21 protein-coding genes are annotated in these 25506 nt (G+C 47.1%); 16 read left to right on the plus strand and 5 right to left on the minus strand.

Annotation, left to right across the window (positions count from 1 at the left end; genetic code table 11):
- Positions 1 to 13 precede the first annotated feature (13 nt).
- From JXR92_RS12460 to JXR92_RS12480, 5 genes are all read left to right on the plus strand, one after another.
- On the plus strand, positions 14 to 1162 hold the full coding sequence (locus JXR92_RS12460) for a capsular polysaccharide biosynthesis protein CapF (protein WP_138346204.1): 1149 nt from the start codon (positions 14 to 16) through the stop codon (positions 1160 to 1162).
- A 25-nt stretch (positions 1163 to 1187) separates the two neighbouring features.
- Entirely contained in the window at positions 1188 to 2372 is a 1185-nt protein-coding gene (gene wecB / locus JXR92_RS12465) for a non-hydrolyzing UDP-N-acetylglucosamine 2-epimerase (protein ID WP_009038500.1), read from the plus strand.
- 7 nt (positions 2373 to 2379) lie between these two features.
- Positions 2380 to 3591, plus strand: a complete 1212-nt coding sequence (locus JXR92_RS12470; protein ID WP_117652762.1) for a glycosyltransferase family 4 protein — start codon at positions 2380 to 2382, stop codon at positions 3589 to 3591.
- 17 nt (positions 3592 to 3608) lie between these two features.
- On the plus strand, positions 3609 to 4505 hold the full coding sequence (locus JXR92_RS12475; RefSeq protein ID WP_009038498.1) for an NAD-dependent epimerase/dehydratase family protein: 897 nt from the start codon (positions 3609 to 3611) through the stop codon (positions 4503 to 4505).
- A 97-nt stretch (positions 4506 to 4602) separates the two neighbouring features.
- Positions 4603 to 5550 (plus strand): MraY family glycosyltransferase, encoded by a 948-nt coding sequence (locus tag JXR92_RS12480; protein WP_118274946.1) that lies wholly within the window; start codon positions 4603 to 4605, stop codon positions 5548 to 5550.
- A gap of 14 nt (positions 5551 to 5564) precedes the next feature.
- Here JXR92_RS12480 and JXR92_RS12485 read toward each other — a convergent pair whose 3' ends face one another.
- The 5 genes from JXR92_RS12485 to JXR92_RS12505 all read right to left on the minus strand — a co-directional run bounded on the left by JXR92_RS12485 (position 5565) and on the right by JXR92_RS12505 (position 14290).
- Positions 5565 to 6995 (minus strand): hypothetical protein, encoded by a 1431-nt coding sequence (locus tag JXR92_RS12485; RefSeq protein WP_138345897.1) that lies wholly within the window; start codon positions 6993 to 6995, stop codon positions 5565 to 5567.
- Between the two features lie 195 nt (positions 6996 to 7190).
- Entirely contained in the window at positions 7191 to 9314 is a 2124-nt protein-coding gene (dpp5, locus tag JXR92_RS12490; RefSeq protein ID WP_120172628.1) for a dipeptidyl-peptidase Dpp5, read from the minus strand.
- Positions 9315 to 9351: 37 nt separating this feature from the next.
- Positions 9352 to 10683 (minus strand): MATE family efflux transporter, encoded by a 1332-nt coding sequence (locus JXR92_RS12495; RefSeq protein WP_138345899.1) that lies wholly within the window; start codon positions 10681 to 10683, stop codon positions 9352 to 9354.
- A gap of 102 nt (positions 10684 to 10785) precedes the next feature.
- Positions 10786 to 12639, minus strand: a complete 1854-nt coding sequence (gene yidC / locus JXR92_RS12500; RefSeq protein ID WP_119962206.1) for a membrane protein insertase YidC — start codon at positions 12637 to 12639, stop codon at positions 10786 to 10788.
- Positions 12640 to 12670: 31 nt separating this feature from the next.
- A complete protein-coding gene (locus JXR92_RS12505; protein ID WP_117966405.1) occupies positions 12671 to 14290 on the minus strand; it encodes a CTP synthase in 1620 nt (539 codons plus the stop codon).
- Positions 14291 to 14561: 271 nt separating this feature from the next.
- Between JXR92_RS12505 and JXR92_RS12510 the strand changes: the two genes are divergently transcribed.
- The 11 genes from JXR92_RS12510 (at position 14562) to atpC (ending at position 25476) form a co-directional block, all read left to right on the plus strand.
- Positions 14562 to 16001, plus strand: a complete 1440-nt coding sequence (locus JXR92_RS12510) for a DUF3078 domain-containing protein (RefSeq protein WP_138345901.1) — start codon at positions 14562 to 14564, stop codon at positions 15999 to 16001.
- Between the two features lie 230 nt (positions 16002 to 16231).
- Positions 16232 to 16651, plus strand: a complete 420-nt coding sequence (locus JXR92_RS12515; protein WP_138345903.1) for a SoxR reducing system RseC family protein — start codon at positions 16232 to 16234, stop codon at positions 16649 to 16651.
- 37 nt (positions 16652 to 16688) lie between these two features.
- Positions 16689 to 17591 (plus strand): Fe-S cluster domain-containing protein, encoded by a 903-nt coding sequence (locus tag JXR92_RS12520; RefSeq protein WP_138345905.1) that lies wholly within the window; start codon positions 16689 to 16691, stop codon positions 17589 to 17591.
- Positions 17592 to 17651: 60 nt separating this feature from the next.
- Entirely contained in the window at positions 17652 to 18989 is a 1338-nt protein-coding gene (gene rsxC, locus JXR92_RS12525; protein ID WP_005829145.1) for an electron transport complex subunit RsxC, read from the plus strand.
- 6 nt (positions 18990 to 18995) lie between these two features.
- Positions 18996 to 19988 carry an RnfABCDGE type electron transport complex subunit D gene (locus tag JXR92_RS12530; RefSeq protein ID WP_005829143.1) on the plus strand — a complete coding sequence of 331 codons (993 nt, stop codon included), beginning with the start codon at positions 18996 to 18998 and terminating at the stop codon, positions 19986 to 19988.
- Positions 19985 to 20650: an RnfABCDGE type electron transport complex subunit G gene (locus tag JXR92_RS12535; protein ID WP_138345907.1), complete on the plus strand. Its 666-nt coding sequence runs from the start codon at positions 19985 to 19987 to the stop codon at positions 20648 to 20650. Before JXR92_RS12530 ends, JXR92_RS12535 begins: the two co-directional genes overlap by 4 nt.
- 16 nt (positions 20651 to 20666) lie before the next feature.
- Entirely contained in the window at positions 20667 to 21251 is a 585-nt protein-coding gene (rsxE, locus tag JXR92_RS12540; RefSeq protein WP_117599732.1) for an electron transport complex subunit RsxE, read from the plus strand.
- Positions 21252 to 21312: 61 nt separating this feature from the next.
- A complete protein-coding gene (rsxA, locus tag JXR92_RS12545) occupies positions 21313 to 21891 on the plus strand; it encodes an electron transport complex subunit RsxA (protein WP_008663551.1) in 579 nt (192 codons plus the stop codon).
- Positions 21892 to 22022: 131 nt separating this feature from the next.
- Positions 22023 to 23057, plus strand: coding sequence for a UDP-glucose 4-epimerase GalE (gene galE / locus JXR92_RS12550; RefSeq protein WP_025833837.1), 1035 nt, complete (start codon positions 22023 to 22025; stop codon positions 23055 to 23057).
- 615 nt (positions 23058 to 23672) lie between these two features.
- Positions 23673 to 25208 carry a F0F1 ATP synthase subunit beta gene (gene atpD, locus JXR92_RS12555; RefSeq protein WP_117599578.1) on the plus strand — a complete coding sequence of 512 codons (1536 nt, stop codon included), beginning with the start codon at positions 23673 to 23675 and terminating at the stop codon, positions 25206 to 25208.
- Positions 25209 to 25227: 19 nt separating this feature from the next.
- Entirely contained in the window at positions 25228 to 25476 is a 249-nt protein-coding gene (gene atpC / locus JXR92_RS12560) for an ATP synthase F1 subunit epsilon (RefSeq protein ID WP_117599579.1), read from the plus strand.
- Positions 25477 to 25506: the final 30 nt, after the last annotated feature.

The following is a 25506-nucleotide window of genomic DNA, read 5'->3' on the forward strand; positions in this document are numbered from 1 at the left end:
ATCCCATTAGTTTATGAAAATCTTAGTGACCGGCGCCCGAGGGTTTGTCGGCCGGAACCTTGTATCCCAGCTGCACAACATCCGTGACGGGAAAGCCCGTAATTACGGCATTGCAGGTGAGGAACTTACTATTTACGAGTATGACATGGACAGTGACCCTGCCGAACTGGATGTCTATTGCAGACAAGCTGACTTTGTCTTCAATCTGGCAGGCGTGAACCGTCCCAAGGATGCGTCTGAGTTTATGAAAGGGAACTTCGGCTTCGCCTCCACGCTGCTTGATACATTGAAGAAGTACGGCAATACCTGTCCGGTAATGATTTCCTCTTCCACGCAGGCCGCACTCGACAACCCTTACGGTGAATCGAAACGGGCAGGGGAGCAACTGTTGTTCGAGTACTCCAGGGAAACGGGTGCAAAGGTACTGGTGTACCGCTTCCCGAATGTTTTCGGCAAATGGTGCCGCCCCAACTATAACAGCGCGGTGGCCACTTTCTGCAACAACATCGCCCATGACTTGCCCATCCGGGTGAACGACCCTTCGGTGGTGATGCATCTGGTTTACATAGACGATGTGGTGGACGAGCTTATCTCTGCCCTGAGCGGCATGGAACACCGCAACGGGGATTATTGCGAAGTACCCGTAGTACATACCATTACCTTGGGCGGCATTGTGGAACTGATAAGGTCTTTCAGGCAAATGCCCGGTACCTTGTCCGTCCCGGATTTGAGCGATGCCTTTACAAAGAAACTCTATTCCACATACCTCTCATACCTGCCTGAAGAACGGTTCAGCTATCCCCTGAAGATGAATGTGGACGACCGCGGCAGTTTTACAGAGATTATCCGTACTTCCGACTGCGGGCAGTTCTCGGTGAACATCTCCAAGCCGGGCGTTACGAAAGGCCAGCACTGGCACCATACCAAGAACGAGAAGTTTGTGGTGGTGAGCGGACACGGTCTGATACAGCTCCGCAAGATAGGTACGGAGGAGGTTGTCAGCTTCGAGGTAAGCGGCGGGAGGATGGAGGTCGTGGAGATGATTCCCGGCTATACGCACAACATTGTCAACCTTTCGGAAACGGAAGACCTGGTGACTTTCATGTGGTGCAACGAGTGTTTCGACCCGGCACGTCCGGACACTTATTTTGAAAAAGTCTGAAACGAGTTAAAGAATATAGGAACAGATGGATATAAAATTGGATTATTCGCAAGTCAGGTTTCAGGAGAACGGCAGACTGAAACTTCTGATTATAGTGGGCACCCGTCCGGAAATCATCCGCCTGGCGGCTGTCATCAACAAATGCCGCAGTTATTTTGACTGTCTTCTGGCCCACACCGGCCAGAATTACGACTATAACCTGAACGGTGTCTTCTTCCGTGACCTGAAGCTGAAAGACCCCGATGTGTATATGGATGCCGTCGGCGATGACCTCGGTGCCACGATGGGGAATATTATCAACGCCGGCTACAAGCTGATGGTGCAGGTGAAACCTGATGCCGTGCTGGTGTTGGGAGACACGAACTCCTGCCTGAGCGTGATAGGTGCGAAACGTCTGCATATCCCCATCTTCCATATGGAGGCAGGCAACCGCTGCTTTGACGAGTGCCTGCCTGAGGAGACCAACCGCCGTATTGTGGACGTCATTTCCGATGTGAACCTCTGCTATTCGGAGCATGCCCGCAGATACCTGAACGCTTCGGGCGTGGCGAAAGAACGTACATACGTAACCGGTTCGCCCATGGCGGAAGTCCTGCATGAGAATTTATCCGAAATAGAGTCCAGCGATATTCATCAGAGATTGCATCTCCAGAAAGGTAAATACATCCTGCTTTCCGCGCATCGGGAAGAGAACATTGACACGGAGAAGAACTTCCTGTCTCTTTTCAGCGCGGTTAACGCTATGGCCGAGAAATATGACATGCCCATACTTTACAGTTGTCATCCTCGTAGCAGGAAACGTCTGGAATCAAGCGGCTTTGCACTTGACAGACGTGTGATTCAGCATGAACCTCTCGGTTTCCACGACTACAACTGCCTGCAGATGAACGCCTATGCCGTTGTGAGTGACAGCGGTACCCTGCCTGAGGAGAGCAGTTTCTTCACTTCTGTGGGGCATCCTTTCCCTGCTGTATGCATCCGTACCAGTACGGAGCGTCCCGAGGCTCTTGACAAGGGTATCTTTGTCCTTGCCGGCATTGATGGCAAATCCTTGCTTCAGGCTGTAGATACTGCCGTGGAGATGAATAGGAATGGGGATCACGGTCTGCCGGTGCCCAATTATACGGATGAGAATGTATCGGCCAAGGTCGTGAAGATAATTCAGAGCTATACGGGGGTGGTGAACAAGATGGTTTGGAGAAAATTCTGAAAACGCAATGTCTTCTAAAAGAGTGTGGGTTGTTTCTGAAATATATTATCCAGTAAAAACTTCTACGGGATATTACATGACTGAAATAGCCGAATATCTGGCAGCTAGAGCTATGGACGTGCATGTGTTATGTACTGGGTCTGTATATAATAATGGCGAAAAGCGGTCACGCTTGAATGAGGAATCACGCAATGGAGTAAAGGTTCATAGGGTATATGTACCCAATATTGATAAGAACAACTTCGTAAAAAGAACTCTTAGGTTGTCGTTGTCCAGTTTGTTGCTGTTCGGCAAAATACTAAAGCTGGTAAGGAATGGAGATGAGGTCCTGGTGGTAACCAATCCTGCTTTTCTAATACTGATGATGCCACTTGTTGCATGGATAAAAGGCGTTTCATATAAGATTCTCGTACATGATATATTTCCTGAAAATTTGGTGGCCATAAAGCGTCTGTCTTCTTCCTCCTTCATTTACAAAAGTCTGAAAAGGGTATTTGATGCCGCTTATTCTAAAGCTGTACTTTGTATTTCGATAGGCAGGGATATGAGTGAGGTGTTGAAAAAAAAAATAGGGGATGCTTCCAAAATCTGTTTTATACCTATTTGGGCTGAGAATGGAGTGGTCTTTCCTATGGATAAAGCAGGTACCCGGATTTGTTCATCCTTGAGGTTGCAGGACAGATTTGTATTTCAGTTTGCAGGGAATTTGGGCTATGCCCAAGGTATAGATAATCTGCTGGAAGCTATAGGACTCATTAAAAATGATAACATTCATTTCCTATTCATAGGTGATGGTGCCAAGGCTGGTGACATAGTGTCATATATGAAAAAAGGGACACATAAGAATGTATCCTTGTTGGGTTTCCAGGATCGTGCGAATCAGAATGATTTCTTGAATGCTTGTGATATTGGCATTGTGACTTTATCTGATGGGATGTACGGTTTGGGGGTTCCTTCCAAATCATATAATATAATGGCAAGCGGCAAGCCTATGCTATTTATCGGTGACAGACAGTCGGAGATTGCTTTATGCATTGAAGAATATTCGTTGGGCTGGGTTGTAGAGCCGGATAATCCTAAAATGCTGGCCCGTATGATAGAGCATATCTATTCTAATAGGACATGTCTGTCCGCAATGCAAAACAATGCGAAAACGGTGGCGGATACTGTTTTTGCAAAAGAACGGATACTGGAAAAGTATTATAGACTGTTGAGCTAAGATAACCTATTCATTTTATGAAGCTTTTATTTACCGGAGCCTCAGGTTTTTTGGGTAATGGCATACGTTCCCTTTTGGATAGAATGTATACTGTTGCAACTGTAGGACTGCTATCGCAGAATGACTATACTGTAAATATAGCCAATGAGATTCCTGAATTACATGAACGGTATGATATTATACTCCATGCTGCAGGAAAAGCCCATTCTGTGCCCAGAAGTGAAGCCGAGAAACAGATGTTTTTTGATGTGAATTTACAGGGTACAAAGAATCTCTGTGCTGCATTGGAAAAAGTTGGAGTACCGAGAGTATTTATTTTTATTTCCACGGTGGCAGTTTACGGTTGTGCTTATGGCGAGAATATTACGGAAGACCATCCTTTGAATGGAGACACACCATACGCCATGAGTAAGCGTCTTGCGGAGGAATATCTGCAAAAGTGGTGTTACGAACATAATGTCATTTTAGGCATAATCCGTCCTTCCTTGATTGCCGGTCCCAACCCTCCGGGAAATCTGGGGGCTATGATTTATGGTATCCGCAGTGGGAAATACCTCAGTATTGCTGGCAGTCAGGCACGAAAGAGTGTATTGATGGTGCAGGATATTGCAAAATTAGTTCCTCTGTTGGCAGAAAAGGGAGGCATCTACAATGTATGTGACAGTCATCACCCGACTTTCAGAGAACTTGAGACTACTATTTGCAGGCAACTGGATAAGAAATTGCCTTTATCAATACCGTACTGGGTGGCTAAATGCATGGCTTTGGCAGGTGATTGCTTGGGAAGGAAAGCTCCAATCAATTCCTTGAAGTTAGATAAGATTACGAAATCCTTGACTTTCAGTAATGAAAAGGCGATACGTGAATTGGGATGGAAGCCGACCAATGTGTTGGAAAACTTCAATATAGAATGAATGTATATTTAGGTGTCTTATTGATAGGGCTGGGTATTGTATCTTTAGGATTTACATGTATTCAGCTCTGGTTTTACTGGATAATCAAAAACGGATGATGTATTATTTAATGGTTTTGGTTCTGCTGTTTTTGGCAGAACTTTTTTATTTTAGAGTGGCTGATAGGTACAATATCATCGACAAGCCCAATGAGCGGAGTTCCCATACGAAAGTGACTTTACGCGGTGGTGGGATTATTTTCTATTTCGGAGCGTTGGCCTATTTCCTGACGAGTGGCTTTGAATATCCCTGGTTCCTGCTTGCCTTGACACTGGTGACGTTCATTAGCTTCGTGGACGATATAAAATCCACCGGACAGATGACAAGACTGCTTTTTCATTTCTCTGCTATGGCTATGATGTTTTATCAGTGGGGACTGTTCTCCTTGTCTTGGTGGTGGATAGTCATAGCCTTGATAGTCTGTACGGGCATCATCAATGCCTACAACTTTATGGATGGCATTAACGGCATAACCGGTGGTTATTCTCTGGTTATTCTTGCTGCGTTGGCCTATATCAATAAGGAGGTGGTTACTTTTGTGGAAGCGGATTTCATCTATACCGTTATCTGTTCCGTTCTAGTCTTCTGTTTCTTCAATTTCCGCAAGCGTGCCAAATGCTTTGCCGGTGATGTGGGTTCGGTGAGCATTGCCTTTATCCTTCTTTTCCTGATAGGCAGGCTCATCATTGAAACGGAAGATTTCAGTTGGATAGTCCTTTTATCCGTTTATGGTGTGGATAGTGTACTGACTATCATTCACCGCCTGATGCTTCATGAGAATATCGGGCTACCGCATCGCAAGCATCTGTATCAGATTATGGCGAATGAACTGAAGATTCCTCATGTCATAGTCTCTCTGGCCTATATGACAATACAGACTCTTATAATAGTAGGATATATTTATTGTCAACGGTATGGCTATATCTTCTTGATAGGGTGTATCTTACTGTTGAGCGCAATATACGTACTCTTCATGAAAAAGTATTTTTCAAGACATATCTCTTGAATTACTGTCTTCCATTATACAATTTCTGCAGTCACCTGAATACCCAAAGCTTTGGCAATACGCTCAATATCACGCTTCTTTGTTTTTGTATTGCTGCAGGTCATAAGAAACCGTCCGTTGCCTAATGGTTTTTGAGCGCGCTGGTATTTCTCATGAAGTGTGTTTGATATCAAAGGAATCTTGCATACCTTGATATTTAAAGATTGCACTTGTTCCACACCTACTGTCATCACAAATTGCCGGAAAGTCTCGGCTGCTTGTGTTTCTTGAATTACTTTCCCATTACCAAAAGTAATTTTTAACCGAGATATTGGAGTATTGCTTTCCGTATCATTGGTTACTTGGTACAGTTTCTTTGCTGCTTCAAGAAATCTTGGAAATAATGTTCCCCACTGGTTGTTGACAACAATTTTTGTTCCGTCTGCCAATAAAATAACTTCATCAGGCTTAAGAAAGTAACGTTTCTTTAAATCGGGATGAGATTTGATTTTTTCTTGGACTTCTATCAAAGTACGTATTACACCCAATGCTTTACTGTGTAAATTGGATGGAAAGACTTTCTCCAGCTCAACATAGTTTATGTTGGGATGGTCTTTGATATAATGCTTGATTACTTCCAATACAAAACGTCTTTTGACATAGAAGTTGATTCCATCCAATGAGAATTTTGTATGGTCTTTGGAGTCACTTTCTTTATAGTCGTTTTGTGAGTTTTTAGATGTTTGCCTCGTTTTAAGCTGTAATGAAGGCAGAATGCTCTTATTTTCGTAATGTACTGTAAGCGTAAGATTGGCAAATTCTTCATTAATGGCGGATTCCTCAAATCCTTCAGCTGTAAACTTGTCTTTGAGCAACGAAATTATATTCTTTACCCCATTGCCTTCGGATAAGAATTCTGACACCCTCCTATGCAGATTATTACGCGCTTGGATTTTTTTATATTGCTCATTACAGAATGTTTCTATTTTTCCCAGATTGAATTTGTCGTAAGTTAGCAGGTCACAGATGATGGAACCATTTACATCTTCTTTCTTAAATTCTGCTGTAAATACACAGATGGGATTCTCGCCATCGTTGGGAATGTCGTAGTAAAGCTGTATCTTTTCTCCTATATATAATCCGACATTAAGTTTCAGTTGGCGCATATACGACATCAACTGATTTTCTTGCCTCTCATTTTGTATATTAGACGGACGTTTTATTTCAATTGGGAGTACGGGGGATTGTGTATCATGTTCGTTCTTTCGCCAAAGTACAATGTCCGGGCGTATGGAGTTGCTATTGCCTATCGGTAATGTATACTGGGATACCATTGTTCCATTGGTCTTTTTCCATCCAAGAAATTTCAAGCAGTTCTCTATTTCCCACTGGTAATCACCTTCTACCGAATTTGTTTCAAAATACGGTATCAGTGTTTCCACAATCTCAGGCCAATTTTCATTCATCTTTTATCGGGTTATATTAGGACATATTGTTTACACTTCTTCGGAGTGTGCATAAAGCAAATGTATTGACTTTATTTGAACTGCCCAAATTATAGTCATAAAAAATGGAATCGGGCGGTGTACAATAAAAACAAATAGTCCCGGATTCTTGACAAAGAATCCGGGACTATTTGTTTTTATCGTTTTTGAGAGGCTTTACTTAGCCGGCTTCAGCCATTTGTCCAGCCATTCAAAGAAGGTACGTTGCCACAGCACGCCATTCTGAGGTTTCAGTACCCAGTGGTTTTCGTCCGGATAGATAAGCAGTTCGGCAGGAACGCCACGCATCACGGCTGCATCGAAGGCGGCCATTGCCTGGTTGGCAAGGATGCGGAAGTCCTTCTCTCCGTGGATGCAGAGGATAGGGGTGTCCCATTTGTCGACGAAGAGATGCGGGGAGTTGGCAAAAGTGCGTTGTGCCGTAGCGTTGTTCTTTTCCCAATAAGCGCCGCCCATATCCCAGTTGGCAAACCATTTCTCTTCCGTTTCCAGATATTGCATTTCCATGTTGAAGATACCGTCGTGTGCGATGAATGCCTTGAAGCGTTTGTCATGGTGTCCGGCAAGCCAATATACGGAGAAACCTCCGAAGCTGGCACCTACGCAACCCAGGCGGTCTTTGTCAACGAAAGGTTCCTGGGCCATTTCGTCAATGGCAGTGAAGTAGTCCTTCATGCACTGGCCGCCATAATCACCGCTGATGGCTTCGTTCCACTCTACACCGAAGCCCGGAAGACCACGACGGTTGGGAGCTACGATGATATAGTCGTTTGCCGCCATAATCTGGAAATTCCAACGGTAGCTCCAGAACTGGCTGACGGGACTCTGAGGACCACCTTCACAGAAGAGGAGGGTGGGGTACTTCTTGTTAGGGTCGAACTGCGGAGGATAAATCACCCAGGTCAGCATCTGCTTGCCGTCGGTGGTCTTCATCCAGCGGGCTTCCACTTTACCCATCTCCAGCTGGTCGTAAATCTGCTTGTTTTCTGTGGTCAGTTGCACTGCTTCTGCAAAAGCGTCGCCGTTACGTGCACTGTTTACGGCATAGATTTCGTCGCCCATGCTCATGGAATGACGTTTGGCGATAATCTTGTCTCCGCAAAGGGCAAGCGAAGCATAGTCGTACATGCCGTCGGTGAGCTGGGTAAGCTTGTCGTTTCCGGCAAGGTCGATGTTGTAAATCTGTGTCTCGCCATGCCATACACCGATGAAGTAGATGCTCTGGGAATCTTTGTTCCACAAGAAGGCGTCCACGTTCGATTCGAAAGCTTTGCTTACAAAACGTTTCTCACCGGTCTCGAGGTTCATGATAAACAAGCGGTTCAAGTCGGCTTCGTAGCCGTCACGCTCCATGCTCTGCCAGGCGATGTATTTGCCGTCGGGAGAGTATTGGGGATTCGTATCATATCCCTTGTTTTCTTCCGTGATGTTTTTGGTTTCCTTGGAGGCAAGGTCGTAGATATAAATGTCGGAGTTGGTGGAAATGGCATACGCCAGTCCGGTTTTCTTACGGCATGTATAGGCCACTTTATCAGAAGACGGGCTCCATGCCAGCTGCTCGATACCGCCCCAGGGCTTCATCGGGCTTTCGTATGGCTCTCCCTCAAGAATATCGGTGACATTACTGATGGCATTGCCGTCGAAATCAGCAACAAACGGATGGGGAGCAGTAGTCACCCATTCGTCCCAATGCTTGTACATCAGGTCGGTAACGATGATGCCGGTGGCTTTAGGAAGGTCCGGATGTTTGTCTGCCGTACTCTTTACGGTCTTTACCTGGGCAATGAAAAGGAGTTTCTTGCCGTCGGGCGAGAAAGAGAACCCTTCGATGTCTCCCTCGTATTGGGTCAGCTGCTTGCGTCCGCTGCCGTCGGGATTCATTTCCCATACCTGGCTGCTGCCGCTTTCGTTGCAAAGGAAGGCAAGCTTCTTGCCGTCCTTAAACCACGTGGGCTGTCCTTCTTGCCAGGCGTCATGCGTTATCTGGGTATTGTCACTACCGTCGGCATTCATGACGAAGACTTCGCTGTTACTCTTGTTCTGGGGCACGCTGTAATAAGATACCGTGTAGGCAATCTGCTTTTCGTCGGGGGATACGGCCACACTGCCGATGCGTCCCATCGCCCAGAGTGCCTCGGGTGTCATACGCTTTCCTTCAATCTTGATGTCCGACCGCTGGATGAGCGTTGCTGCGTCCTGCTGCTGTCCGGCATCTTTTGTGCCTCCGCAAGAGGCCAATGTCATGGCTGCTGACATAAGTAGTAGATTTACTTGTTTCATATATGTTTTTTGTTTCGGTTATTTCGATGCAAAGATACTAAATTTTCCTTCCTTGCCAATTTCCACGTTTGATATATAGCCAGCAGAAAATGAGAATAAAGCTGGAATAAACCATTTCCGAGGTCCAGCAGATGGCCACGTCGAGTTGCAGAATCAGAATAATGTAGGTGATATAGGCTGTGTAGATGACCAGCGTAGCCATCTCCAACCCCCATGCCGTACGCGTGTTGCCGGTTCCGGAAACTGCCTGGAAATAGACATTGGCAGGAACCAGGAACAGATAGGTGGAGCACATCACCCAGAGCGAATGTACGGCAGCGTCCTGCAGGTCGGGTATGTCGGTATAAATTCCCAGAATCAGCTTGGGGAACACCGCGAAAAGCAATGCCAGCGGAAGTACGAAGACGTAGGCTATGCGTACGTGCTGCCGGATGGTGCCTGCCACGCAATCGGAGTGGCCTGCACCGATGAGATTGCTGACCAGTGACCCGCAGGTAGAGGCAAATGCCATGAGTACCATGAACAGTATGCCGGACACGTTGCGGACAATGTTGGTCACTGCCAGCGAGCGCTCTCCCAGATGCTCCACATAAAGGAAGAAAAGGAACCAGGTGGAGAGGGAGAAGAAATTCTGTATCATGGTCCAGAAAGAGACGTTCAGCATCCGTTTCAATACGTCCAGCCGGAACTTAGGAATACGGTCCAGCTCGTACTTGCGGCAGTCGATGCGGCTGCGGGTATAGAGGATGAAGAATAACAGCGAAACCAGCTCGGCCAGTGAGGAGCCGATGGCGGCTCCGGCAATGCCGAGCGCCGGGAAACCGAATTTACCGAAAATCAGGATATAGTTGAATACGACATTGCTCAACACCATGACGATGGAGTTCAGTGTCAGTGTCTTGGTTTGGGTGGTTCCCAAGAAAAAGGCACGGAACATGACTGCGCTGAACGAGAAGAAGGCACCGAATACACGCCAATGCAGGTAGCTGGTGGCTGCTTCGTAGATATGTTCCGAAGCGACGATGCGTTTCAGGATAATCGGTGAGAAACAATAGGATAGCAGGAACATGACTGCCGCCATTCCGACTTGGAAATAGATGCCCTGATAGAACAAGTCACCGATTTCCTTATACTGCTGTTCGCCGTTACGCCGGGCAATGAGTATCTGTGCCCCGATGCTGAAACCGAAGGCAACCATGAAGATGACCATGTAGAAGACACCGGCGATGGCAGATGCTCCCAGTTCGACTTCGCCCACACGCCCGAGGAAGGCAGTGTCCGTCATACCTATCAGTTGCTCCATAAGGAGGCTGATTAGGATGGGGTAGGCTATAAGCCAGATCTGTTTGTAGGTGTATTTAGTCTGCATAATTTAGAGTCTGTGAGTTTTTTCATTGGCGTAAGGATAAGAAAGCCGGGCAAATGTCATTGTCCGGCTTTCTGCAAAAGAATATCTTGAACGGTAGTCTTACTACTTTTTGTTCTGTCTCTCTTTCATCATCTGTTCCTGCTGTTTCTGCATGGCTTCCAGACGGGCGGCGAAACCGGTTTTCTTCATCTTCTTCGGGTCTTTCTTGTTGGCTTCCAACTGGGCAAGAAGGGCTTCCTCATTGGTTGTCTTGCGCATGATGAGCGTTGTTACCACACTGATTAACGTAGAGATGAAGTAGTAATAGTTCAATCCCGAAGGATAATCGTTCAATATGAAGAGGAACATGATAGGCATCAGGTATGACATCCACTTCATGGCAGCCATCTGCGGATTGGCACCCGTATCCTGCTGCTGCATCATGTACTTCGTGTTCAATATGTTGGTAACCGTCATCAGCAGGCAGAACAAGCTGAGGTGGCTGCCCAGGAACGGGATATGGAACGGGAAGTTGATGAATGCATCATAAGTGGAAAGGTCATCTGCCCACAAGAAGCTCTGTTGGCGGAGTTCAATGGCACTCGGCACGAACATGAACAAGGCCATCAGGATAGGGAACTGTATCAGCATCGGCAGACATCCGCCCATCGGGCTGACTCCGTACTGGCTGTAGAGGCCCATCACTTCCTGCTGCTTCTTCATGGCATCTTCCTGCTTGGGGTACTTCTTGTTTATCTCGTCGATTTTCGGTTTCAGTACGCGCATCTTGGCAGAAGACATGTAGGTCTTCCATGTAGCCGGGAATACCACTGCCTTTACAATCAGCGTCATGAACAACAGTACGATACCCATGCTCAAACCCCAACTGGACAACCAGTCGAAGATGTTGATGGTGAACCATTTGTTTATCCAGCGGATGAGCGGCCAGCCCAGATAGACCAGACGGTTCAGCTCCCACTTCTCGTCACGCCCCTTGTCGAGTGCGGTCAGAGTCTTGTAGTGATTGGGGCCGAAGTAGAAGAACAGCTGGGTAGGTTCCTTGCCGGTAGGATCGAACTTCGTGCTCATCTCTGCAGAATAGTCCTTGATGTAGCCGCTGCCTTGAGTCTCCATCTTGGAACTCAGCTTGGTCTTTTCAAAGTCGGCATCTGCCAAAAATACTGAAGAGAAGAACTGGTTCTTGAAAGCAATCCAGTCCAGGCGTTCTGGAACTTCCTTTTCATCGTTCTTGTTGGCAGACAGATAATCGGTACCCTCTCCGGTGATTTTGTAAGTCAGTTCAGCCAGACGGTTCTCGTAGGTGTAACCCTTCTCTATTTGACGGGCACGCTGAGACCACTCGATGTCCACATAATTGTTGGTAGCCGCCAGCTTGCCTTCCATATTGACAGCCTGGATAGTAAAGTCTATCAGGTATGTGTCATTGTGCATGCGATATGTAAAGTCGATATAGCTGTTGCTGTCTGCCGACAAACGCATGGTGACGGTACTGTCCGTACGGTTTACTGCGGTGAAATAATAGTCTTCCGTCTGGATAGTCTCTTTCTTGTTGTAAAAGAGGAAATTCATGGAAGCGTCGTTGCCGCTGAACAGTGTGACGGGAGTCGTTTTGTCTTGTCCCATGTATTCCTTCAGCGTGGCCGAAGCTATGCGTCCGCCTTTTGTATCTACGGTTATTTCTGCCAGGTTGTTCTGGATGGTTACTTGCGAGTTGGTTCCTTGACGGGCGTCGAAGAAGAGGGCAGTGGAGTCAACGCTTGTTTCCGCTCCGCTTTCGTTGGCCAGGGCTGCTTCCGCCTTGGCTTTCAAGTCGGCTTCGCGCTGTTGCACCTGGGCTATGGAGTCGTAGTAACGTTGCTGTGCTTCCAACTGCTCCTGGCTGGGACGGCTCAGAAAGCTGAAACCTACTAACAATATCGCTATCAGAACAAGACCTGTGATGGTATTTTTATCCATTCTTTGTTGATTACAGATTACTAATTACAAATTATTTCTTTTCGTTTTCATTTTCGATGGCGGCCTTCACGAATGCTACGAACAGCGGGTGCGGATGCAATACCGTACTGCTGTATTCGGGATGGAACTGGGTACCGACAAACCACTTCAATGCGGGTATTTCGACAATTTCTACCAGATCCGATTCGGGGTTTATACCCACACACTTCATGCCTGCTGCTTCGTAGGCCTCCTTGAAGCTGTTGTTGAATTCATAGCGGTGGCGGTGACGCTCCTGGATATGCTCGGTACCGTATGCCTCGTATGCCTTGCTGTCTTTCTGCAGAACACATTCATAGGCACCCAGACGCATGGTCCCACCCATATTGGTGATGGATTTCTGCTCTTCCATGATGTCGATAACATTGTGCGGTGTCTTTTCATCCATCTCACGTGAGTTGGCATCGGCGTAACCCAGTACATTACGGGCAAATTCAATGGCGATGCACTGCATACCCAGACAGATACCGAAGGTGGGGATGTTGTGTGTACGCGCATATTTGATGGCTACGAACTTGCCGGCAACGCCGCGTTCGCCGAAGCCCGGACCGATAAGTACGCCTGCCATGCCTTTCAGGGCTTCTGCCACATTCTCGTCCGTTAGCTTTTCACTGTTCACGAAGTCTACCGATACCTTGCGGTCGTTGTAGGTTCCTGCTTGTGAAAGGGCCTCGCGGATGGACTTGTAGGCATCCTGCAAGTCATATTTGCCCACCAATGCGATGTGCAGCGGGGCAGTCTCTTCGGCTTTGTGACGGCGTTCGAGGAAAGCACGCCACGGTCCCAGCCCCGGAGTGTCGCCCACGGGAAGCCCCATCTTCTTCAGAATGGTGGCGTCCAGCCCTTGGGACTGCATCAGGATGGGCACCTCGTAGATGGTAGGCGCATCAATGCTCTGCACTACGGCATTCTCGTCTACGTTGCAGAAGAGGGCCACCTTCTTGCGCAGGTTGTTGCTGAGTTCGTGCTCGGTACGCAGCACTAGTACATCCGGTTGAATTCCCACACTTTGCAGTTCCTTTACGGAGTGCTGGGTGGGCTTGGTCTTCAGTTCACCGGCAGCTGCCAGGTAGGGGACATAAGTAAGGTGCACGCACAAGGCGTCTTTTCCCAATTCCCACTTCAGCTGACGGATGCTTTCCAGATAGGGCAGAGACTCGATGTCGCCCACTGTACCGCCAATCTCGGTAATAACAAAATCGAATTTGTATTTGTTTCCCAACAGTTTTACATTACGCTTGATTTCGTCTGTAATATGGGGAATAACCTGGATTGTTTTTCCCAGATAGTCACCCCGGCGCTCTTTGTCGATGACACTTTTGTAGATGCGTCCGGTCGTGATATTGTTGGCCTTGGTGGTCTGGATGCCCAGGAAGCGTTCGTAATGACCCAAGTCGAGATCGGCTTCATGGCCATCCACGGTTACGTAGCATTCGCCGTGTTCATAAGGGTTCAGTGTACCCGGGTCGATGTTGATATACGGGTCAAACTTCTGGATGGTTACCTTGTAACCTCTTGCTTGCAGCAATTTACCGATGGAGGATGAGATGATACCTTTACCTAGTGAAGAGGCAACACCACCGGTGACGAAAATATACTTTGTTTCTCCCACAACTATATTATTTTATTAATTGTTTAATCTAATTCCAAGAGCCTATACGGCTTGTCGTTCAGGGTGCATACTGCTCCCGTCAATACACGTGGAACTTAAAAAGCGCAAAATTATAAAAAAAAGAGGAAGTAGAGAAAGTTTCTGTGAAACAATTATTAAAAAATACGATTTCATCGAAGAAACTCTCTCTAGCCTTTTTCTTCATGGCTTTTCTATGTTTTCTAAACATTTTAAGCTAAATTTGCGCTCGAAACATAGACTTAAGGGCATTATGAAGAATAGACACATTGCATTTTGGTTAATTGCTACGATGATCTCTTCGTCGGTGATGGCACAGAATACGCTGGATACCGCCTCGAAGAACAGTGGACAGGAAACAACTGCCAAAGCCGACACCTTGCCGGATATAATGAAAGAATACATGATTCTGAAATTGAAACCGGAAGGTACGGGGTACAAGCTGGATACTGTTTCCATATTATATGAAAGGTATTTCGGAGTGCTGGATTATCTGAATGACCCCACGACCCCGGAACGTTATATACCTTCCGATCCGAACTACTATAGGTTGTTCCTCCCCCTTACCTATTATTATGCTCCCATGAGACGCCTTTCCAAGGTGGACTGGCATTTCCAGATGCCCGATACGGTGCCTGCCATGACGCGCGAGATGCTGCCGTTCGACACACTGACTTTCACCTCGAAGGACCGCGCCAACAAGCTGGTGGACCGTACGCTGCTGAACACGTATGTAGATTGTCCCAATCTGGTTGTAATGACCGAGAAGGAGGTGATGAAAGGGAAGATATTCAAGGATAATATAGAGAAGGAAGTTTCTTCCAAACCGTCCGTCGTGAAACTGTTTGCACAAGAGAATATGGTGGGAGTGAAGGAGGAAGCCGACGTAATTATCCACAAGCCCAACTGGTGGGTGACCGGTGGAAACGGTTCGTTGCAGATTACACAGAACTATATCTCCGACAACTGGTACAAGGGAGGCGAGAGCACTAACGCCGTGCTTGCCAACCTGCAATTGTTTGCCAACTATAATGACCGTGAGAAGGTGCAGTGGGAAAATCTGCTCGATGCCAAGCTAGGCTTCAGCTCGGCACCTTCCGACGAGTTTCATAACTATCTGGTAAGTACCGACCAACTCCGGCTGTACAGTAAACTGGGTATTCAGGCTGCATCCAAGTGGTATTATACCATCACGACTGAGTTTAAGACCCAGTTCTGCAATGGCTACAAGGCCAACAGTGAAGAGCTGGTTTCCGCTTTCTTTGCTCCGGCAGATTGGTCGAGCAGTATCGGTATGGACTACAAGTTGAAAAAGCAGAAATTCAGCTTGTCCGTTTTCATAGCTCCGCTGACGTACATGCTGCGTTATGTAGGGAATAAGGGGGTGAATGAAGTGAGTTTCGGTCTTGAGGAGGGCAAGTGCGTGAAGCATAACTTCGGTTCGCAGATACAGCCTACACTTTCGTGGACCATCATTCCTTCCATTACGCTGGATTCCCGCCTAGACTTCCAGACCAGTTATGAGTGGACACGTATCGAATGGGAAAACACGGTGAACTTTGTGCTGAACCGCTATCTTTCCACCAAGCTTTATGTGCACGCCCGCTATGACGACAGTGCCAAGCCGACGGAAGGGGACAGCTATTTTCAGGTAAAAGAATTGCTCAGTTTCGGTATCAATTATAAATGGTAAATAAACAAATGGTCTGTTCGGAGTGAACAGATTATCTGTTTTGGTTAGTCAGACGGTCTGTTTTTCCTCGACAGACCGTCTGTTTTTTGTCTTTTTGTAGTCTGTGGCAGGTGAAAAAACATAAAAACATAGAAAAAGCATGTTTACGAACACAGAAAATACATAGGAAAGGTTTGCAGTTCACAAATAATGCGTAAATTTGCCGAGATTTGTAATGCACACTTTGCAAAATGACGAATACTATAAAACATCAAGGTATTGTGGAAAACATAAACGGTTCTCATCTCCAAGTGAGAATCATCCAGACTTCAGCGTGCGCTTCGTGTAGTGTCAAGGGACATTGTACCTCTGCGGATACGAAAGAGAAACTTGTCGATGTGGCCGATGCCAATGCCGCATCCTACCAGCCCGGCGACCGTGTATGGGTGACGGGCGAACTTTCAATGGGAGTGATGGCAGTTCTGTTTGCCTTTATATTTCCTTTCCTTATTCTGATAATCTCACTATTTGTCTTTATGGCTATCTGGAATGACGAGCTGCGTTCCGCGCTTTGTGCGCTGGCACTTCTTGTACCTTATTATTATATATTGTGGCTGAACAAGTCGCGGATGGGTAAGAAGTTCTCATTCTCCGTACGACCGATGAACTAACTAATAATAAAACAAATAATTAATAAACAACTAATTTATGAATGTAATTCTGATTGCAGTGATTTCATTGGGAGTTATAGCGCTGGTATCGGCCGCTATTCTTTACGTGGCTTCCAAGAAATTCGCCGTGTATGAAGATCCGCGGATTGCCCAGGTAGCAGAGGTGCTTCCCCAGGCAAATTGCGGTGGATGTGGTTACCCCGGTTGTAGCGGATTTGCAGATGCTTGCGTAAAGGCAGGTTCGCTGGATGGTAAACTTTGTCCGGTGGGTGGACAGCCCGTCATGACAAAGATTGCCGAGATTCTGGGCTTGGATGCCGCTGCTGCCGAACCTATGGTTGCGGTGGTGAGATGTAATGGAACTTGTGCCAACCGTCCTCGTGTGAACCAATACGATGGCGCCAAGAGTTGTGCCATTGCGGCTTCTCTCTATGGTGGTGAAACGGGTTGTAGTTATGGCTGTCTGGGATGCGGCGACTGTGTGGCTGCCTGCCAGTTCGATGCTATCCACATGAATCCGGAGACCGGACTTCCCGAAGTGGATGAGGAAAAGTGTACGGCTTGTGGAGCTTGTGCCAAGGCTTGTCCGAAATCTATTATTGAAATCCGTCCTCAAGGCAAGAAATCACGTCGTGTTTACGTACAGTGTGTAAACAAGGACAAGGGGGCCGTAGCACGCAAGGCTTGTACCGTGGCATGTATCGGTTGCGGCAAGTGTGTGAAGGTTTGTCCGTTCGAGGCTATCACGCTGGAAAACAATCTGGCTTACGTTGACCCCAATAAGTGTAAATCCTGTCGCAAGTGCGAGGAAGCTTGTCCGCAAAACACAATCATTGCCCTCAACTTCCCGCCGCGCAAACCGAAGGCTGATGATGCAGCTCCCCAAGTAAAGGTTGCAGCTCCTAAAGCTGAGGTTGAGACTCCCAAAGCAGAGGTTTAGACTTCCCAAGTTGAGGTATGAATTAATAAAGTAAATAAACGACTAAAAATACAGAATTGTATGTTGAAGACATTTTCAATTGGTGGAGTCCATCCACACGAAAATAAACTTTCAGCACATCAGCCTATCATCAAGGCAGAGATTCCGGCCAAGGCCGCTATCTTGCTGGGACAGCACATCGGTGCTCCTGCCAAGCCTATCGTTGCCAAAGGTGATGTTGTGAAAGTGGGTACAAAGATTGCCGAGCCCGGCGGTTTTGTATCAGCAGCCATTCATTCGTCTGTCAGCGGGAAAGTCGCTAAGATTGACACGATTGTCGATGCCAGCGGTTACGCCAAGCCTGCTATATTCATTGACGTAGAAGGGGATGAATGGGAAGAATCCATTGACCGTTCCGAAACGTTGGTGAAGGAATGCAGTCTGACTTCCGAGGAAATCGTGAAGAAAATCGCCGATGCCGGTATTGTAGGTCTGGGTGGTGCATGCTTTCCTACGCAGGTCAAGTTGTGCCCTCCTCCTGCATTCAAGGCAGAGTGTGTCATCATCAACGCCGTAGAGTGCGAACCGTATCTGACTGCCGACCATCAGCTGATGCTGGAACATGCGGAAGAAATTATGGTAGGTGTATCCATTCTGATGAAGGCGGTAAAGGTGAACAAGGCATTCATCGGCATTGAGAACAATAAGCCCGATGCCATCCAGCTGATGACGAAAGTCGCTTCCAGTTATGCAGGTATCGAGGTGGTACCCTTGAAGGTACAATATCCGCAGGGTGGTGAAAAGCAGTTGATTGATGCTGTCATCAGTCGCCAGGTTGCAGCCGGTGCGCTGCCTATCTCCACGGGAGCTGTGGTGCAGAATGTGGGTACCGCATTTGCCGTTTACCAGGCCGTACAGAAGAACAAACCTCTGTTTGAGCGTGTCATTACCGTGACAGGCAAGTCGCTGGCAAAGCCGTCCAATTTCCTGGCACGTATCGGTACGCCGATGAAGCAGCTGATTGAAGCTTGCGGCGGCCTGCCCGAAGATACGGGCAAGATTATCGGCGGTGGCCCGATGATGGGTAAAGCTCTGGTGAATACGGATGTACCGACTGCCAAAGGCAGCTCCGGTATTCTGATTATGAACGAGAAGGAAGCCAAGCGCGGCGAGGTACAGCCTTGTATCCGTTGTGCCAAGTGCGTGGGAGCCTGCCCGATGGGGTTGGAGCCGTATCTGCTGGCTACCGTTTCGGCCCACGGAGATTTTGAAAGAGTAGAGAAAGAAGACATTATGTCGTGTATAGAATGCGGTTCATGCCAGTTCACTTGTCCTTCCAACCGTCCGATGCTGGATTATATCCGCTTGGGTAAGGGTAAGGTAGGAGCGATGATCCGTGCACGTCAAGCTAAAAAATAACGAAGTATGAATAAATTAATCGTATCCCTTTCGCCCCACGTTCACGGCGGTGACAGCGTGAAGAAGAATATGTACGGTGTGCTTATCGCATTGATTCCGGCATTCCTCGTTTCGCTTTACTTTTTCGGACTGGGTGCGCTGATTGTTACGGCCACTTCCGTAGCAGCCTGCTTGTTCTTTGAATGGGCCATCGGCAAATTCCTCATGAAAAAAGAGACCACAACCATCACCGACGGCTCTGCCATCATTACCGGTGTGTTGCTGGCCTTTAACCTGCCTTCCAACCTGCCCATCTGGATAATCATCCTCGGCGCCTTGTTTGCCATCGGGGTAGGCAAGATGTCCTTCGGAGGTTTGGGTTGCAATCCCTTTAACCCTGCACTGGCAGGACGTGTGTTCCTGTTGCTTTCATTCCCCGTGCAGATGACGACATGGCCGGCTGTAGGCCAGTTGACAGCCTATACGGATGCCACGACGGCTGCTACGCCGCTGGCTATTATGAAAGGTGTCATCAATGGTGCTCCGGGCATGTCCCTGAGCGACCTTCCGGGAGCTTTCGACCTTCTGATAGGTAATAATGGAGGATGTCTCGGTGAGGTGAGTGCCTTGGCGCTGCTGCTTGGTTTGTTCTACATGTTGTGGAAGAAAATCATCACCTGGCACATTCCGGTATCTATTCTGGTGACGGTATTCGTGTTCTCCGGTATCATGTATCTGGTCAATCCGGAACTTTATGTATCCCCGGTCGTACAGTTGTTGTCCGGTGGTCTGATGCTGGGTGCTGTCTTTATGGCTACGGACTACGTGACTTCTCCGATGAGCCACAAAGGTATGCTGATTTATGGTGTTTGCATCGGCCTGCTGACTGTCATCATCCGTCTGTTCGGTGCATATCCGGAGGGTATGTCGTTTGCCATTCTGATTATGAATGCGTTCACTCCGCTCATCAACACCTATGTTAAACCTAAACGCTTTGGGGAGGTAGCGAAGAAGAAATGAAAAAGTTAGAATCATCCTTGAAGAATATGTTGCTGGTACTTACGGGCGTTACCGCAATCTCCGTAGCGTTGCTGGCTTATGTAAACGAATTGACGAAGGAGCCCATTGCGCAGGCCAATGCAAAGACCTTGAGCGATGCCGTAAGTGCGGTGGTTCCGGGCTTCGACAATGACCCCATCGCCGAGAAGAAGATGCAGGAAGTAAACGGAGTACAGTATTCTGTATATCCTGCCACCAAAGGCGGAGAATATATCGGAGCTGCTGTGGAAGCTGTTGCCATGGGTTTTGGCGGTGAGCTGAAAGTGTTGGTCGGTTTCGATGCCGAAGGCAAAATCATCGACTACTCCTTGTTGTCGCATGTGGAAACTCCGGGGTTGGGCTCCAAAGCTGCCGACTGGTTCAAGAAAGACAATAAAGGTGACATCACCGGCATGAATCCGGGTGAAGCGGCATTGACAGTGAGCAAGGACGGTGGTAAAGTAGATGCCATTACAGCGTCTACCATCACTTCACGTGCTTTTTTGAATGCAGTGAATGCGGCTTATGCTGCCTATGCCGGTCAGGAAACTGCCGACGGCACTACCGGCGCTACTCAAAAGAATGTTGAACAACCTGCTGATTCCGCAGCTCCCGAAGCTGTGGATACACTCAGCGCTAAATAAGAAAGGAGTAGAAGATATGAATAATTTTAAAGTTATGATGAACGGGATTATCAAAGAGAATCCTACGTTTGTACTCCTGCTGGGTATGTGTCCTACACTGGGTACCACTTCCTCTGCTATCAACGGTATGGGTATGGGACTGGCTACAATGTTCGTGCTGATATGTTCCAATGTGGTGATTTCTGCCATCAAGAATCTGATTCCCGATATGGTGCGTATTCCTTCATTCATTGTGGTCATAGCATCATTTGTGACACTGTTGCAGATGATAATGCAAGCCTACGTTCCTGCATTGTACGCCACGCTGGGCTTGTTCATTCCGCTGATTGTTGTAAACTGTATCGTATTGGGACGTGCCGAGGCATTTGCTGCCAAAAACAATCCGGTGGCTTCCTTGTTCGACGGTCTGGGCATGGGCTTGGGCTTTACCATTGCACTGACATTGCTGGGTGCCGTGCGTGAGTTCCTGGGAACCGGCAAGATATTCAACTTGAGTATCCTTCCTGAAGAATACGGCATGTTGGTATTTGTCCTTGCTCCGGGTGCATTCATCGCATTGGGCTATCTCATTGCTTTAATCAACAGTATGAAGAAGGCTTGATAATGGATGATTGATAATGGTTCATTATCGATTGTCATTTTTCAATTAATAAATTAAAGAAATGGAATATATATTGATATTTATCTCGGCAATCTTTGTAAACAACATCGTATTGTCGCAATTCTTGGGAATTTGCCCGTTCTTGGGAGTTTCCAAGAAAGTGGAGACTGCATTGGGCATGTCGGCAGCGGTGGCATTCGTGCTCACCATCGCCACCATCGTGACATTCCTTATTCAGAAGTATGTGCTCGACGCTTTTGATTTGGGCTATTTGCAGACTATTACCTTTATCCTGGTGATTGCCGCATTGGTGCAGATGGTAGAGATTATCCTGAAGAAAGTTTCTCCTTCTCTGTATCAGGCCTTGGGCGTGTTCCTGCCGTTGATTACTACCAACTGCTGTATTCTCGGTGTGGCCATCCTTGTTATCCAAAAAGATTATGATTTGCTGACGGGAGTGGTTTATGCATTCTCCACGGCACTTGGTTTCGGCTTGGCACTGACACTGTTTGCAGGCCTGCGCGAGCAAATGAGCCTGGTTAGTGTGCCGAAAGGTATGCAGGGCACTCCGATAGCTTTGATTACGGCCGGACTGCTGGCAATGGCATTCATGGGCTTTTCGGGGGTTGTGAAGATTTAAAGAAGAAAAACCGGAAATAAAGTGAAGGGGGGATAAGCTAAAATTTATCCCCCCTTTTTCTGTTTTTATTAATTTATTTCCTTACATTTGTGGCGTATTGATAACCTAAAAGCTAAATTGTCTATATTAATATGAAAGAGAAAATTTTAGTTACGGGTGGAACCGGTTACATTGGTTCTCACACGGTGGTGGAACTTCAAAACGCAGGTTATGAAGTTGTTATTATTGATAATTTGTCAAACTCCAGCGCAGATGTTGTAGATAACATAGAGAAGGTATCGGGTATCCGTCCTGCATTCGAGAAATTGGATTGCTTGGATTATGCCGGTCTTGACGCTGTGTTTACCAAATATAAAGGCATTAAAGCCATCATTCACTTTGCAGCCAGCAAGGCCGTAGGTGAGTCTGTCCAGAAACCGTTGCTTTACTATCGTAATAACCTGGTTTCACTGATTAACCTGCTGGAACTGATGCCGAAGCATGGAGTGGAGGGTATCGTATTCTCTTCTTCCTGCACAGTTTACGGCCAGCCGGACGAGCTTCCGGTAACGGAAAAGGCACCTATCAAGAAAGCTGAGTCTCCGTATGGAAACACGAAGCAAATCAATGAAGAGATTGTACGTGATACGGTTGCTTCCGGTGCTCCGATAAACGCCATCTTGTTGCGTTACTTCAACCCGATAGGTGCACACCCCACAGCATTGCTGGGAGAATTGCCTAACGGTGTACCGCAGAACTTGATTCCTTATCTTACCCAGACCGCTATCGGCATCCGTGAGAAACTGAGCGTGTTTGGTGACGATTATGATACTCCCGACGGTTCTTGTATCCGCGACTTCATCAATGTAGTCGATTTGGCCAAAGCACACGTAGTGGCTATCCGCCGTATCTTGGAGAACAAGCAGAAGGAGAAAGTGGAAGTATTCAATATCGGTACAGGTCGTGGACTTTCCGTATTGGAACTGATTAATGCTTTCGAAAAGGCTACCGGTGTAAAACTGAACTATCAGATAGTAGGTCGGCGTGCCGGTGATATTGAGAAGGTATGGGCAAACCCGGAATTGGCAAACAATGAACTGGGTTGGAAGGCAGAAACAAGTATTGAAGATACTTTACTTTCTGCATGGAAATGGCAGTTGAAGCTTCGTGAACGAGGTATTCAATGACAAACTTTGAATTTGTGTTTTTTAACAAATAAGCAATAAACAAATGCCTCCCCGCATTTGTTTATAATGTGCAAATCAGCCTGAAGCTGTTTATGTATATGTGAATATCCGTAACTAGTACGTATGCCTCCCCGGCATAGACAGGTAAGATTGCATAGTAGTTTTGTCGTGTTTTATTTTGTGTTTGTGTTGTGAATAAGCCTTGTCGAGAGACAAGGCTTATTTTTTTGTATATTATATACGGAATCTTTATTGCCAATTCTGTGGTTTTTCATAAGATGGGTGGGCAATTCCTTTTCTTGCCAATTGTTAACTGACGTTATCATGTCTGTAGCAATTTGTTCCAATTGTAGTATTAATCGTTCAAAATAGTATTTTTTGTTCAAAAAATACTATACACGGTAACAACTACATGCAAATTGTTTATACATTTGCGTTGTTGTTTATGTAACTATTGGGATGAACAAACCGTTGCTGACAAACGTTAATAGGTACGAGTACTTATATAGCTGACGAAAGACGCGACTTGGCTGATTTGTTTTAGAGGATACACGCGACTTACAACTTAGTATTGGGAAAAATAATTAAGGAAATATAGAATAAAAAAGATTGCTTATGTCACAGATTGTTGGACATATCTCACAGGTAATCGGACCTGTAGTAGACGTCTATTTCGAAGGAACGGAGGCAGAGATGATGTTGCCGAGTATTCACGACGCACTGGAAATAAAAAGGTCGAACGGAAAAAGACTGATTGTAGAGGTACAGCAACACATTGGTGAAAACACGGTGCGTACTGTTGCTATGGACAGTACGGACGGCCTGCAGAGAGGTATGAAAGTGCATCCGCTGGGAGGCCCCATCACCATGCCGATAGGTACACAAATCAAAGGCCGTCTGATGAACGTAGTGGGCGACTCTATCGACGGCATGAAGGAACTGGACCGTACCGGTGCTTATCCCATCCATCGCGAACCCCCTAAGTTTGAAGATTTGACTACCGTACAAGAGGTACTTTATACAGGCATCAAGGTTATCGACTTGCTGGAACCCTATAGCAAGGGCGGTAAAATCGGTCTGTTTGGTGGCGCCGGTGTAGGCAAGACAGTGCTTATCCAGGAGCTCATCAATAATATTGCGAAGAAGCAGCACGGCTTCTCTGTGTTTGCCGGTGTAGGAGAACGTACACGTGAAGGCAACGACCTGCTGAGAGAAATGATTGAATCCGGTGTTATCCGTTACGGAGAAGAATTCAAGAAGAGCATGGAGGAAGGCCATTGGGATTTGTCCAAAGTAGATTATGACGAAGTGGCCAAATCACAAGTGTCTTTGATATTCGGTCAGATGAACGAACCTCCCGGTGCGCGTCAGTCCGTGGCATTGTCAGGGTTGACGGTAGCCGAGTCCTTCCGTGACATGGGAGCGGAGACGGACGGTCCGCGTGACATTCTGTTCTTCATTGATAATATCTTCCGTTTCACTCAAGCCGGTTCCGAGGTTTCGGCCTTGCTGGGCCGTATGCCTTCTGCCGTGGGTTATCAGCCGACACTGGCAACGGAAATGGGTGCCATGCAGGAGCGTATTACCTCTACGAGAAATGGTTCCATCACTTCCGTGCAGGCTGTATATGTGCCTGCCGATGACTTGACTGATCCGGCGCCTGCTACAACATTTACCCACCTCGATGCCACCACGGTGTTGAGCCGTAAGATTACCGAACTTGGTATTTATCCTGCTGTAGACCCGTTGGAATCCACTTCACGCATTCTTGACCCACACATCGTGGGGGTGGAACACTACGAAGTGGCACAACGTGTGAAACAAATATTGCAGCGCAACAAGGAATTGCAAGACATTATCTCCATCCTCGGTATGGAGGAGCTCTCTGATGCCGACCGTACGTTGGTGAACCGTGCGCGTCGTGTGCAGCGCTTCCTTTCACAGCCATTTGCCGTTGCCGAGCAGTTTACGGGTGTCCCCGGTACAATGGTTTCCATTGAGGATACTATCAAAGGCTTCAAGATGATTCTTGACGGAGAGGTGGACTACCTGCCCGAACCAGCTTTCTTGAATGTGGGAACCATTGAAGAAGCTATTGAGAAGGGTAAGAAACTACTGGAACAGGCAGGGGAAAAAACGATTAAAAATTAAAACTCTGGGAGCTTTGATAATGAAGAAGTTGCATTTGAATATTGTTTCACCGGAGAAGGAACTCTTCAACGGGGAAGTGGAAAGTGTTACATTGCCGGGCACTATGGGCTCTTTTTCTATCCTGCCGCAGCATGCACCGATTGTGTCATCGTTGGGAACGGGGACATTGGTTTACGCAACGGACGGTGAGGAACATGAGCTGGATATTCAAAGCGGATTCGTAGAGATGAGTAACGGAAGGGTTGCCGTCTGTATAGAACAGCAATAGGCAATTAAAAATAAGAAATTGAAGATTAAA

It is taken from the genome of Bacteroides parvus (assembly GCF_017309675.2).
Taxonomy (GTDB): domain Bacteria; phylum Bacteroidota; class Bacteroidia; order Bacteroidales; family Bacteroidaceae; genus Bacteroides; species Bacteroides uniformis.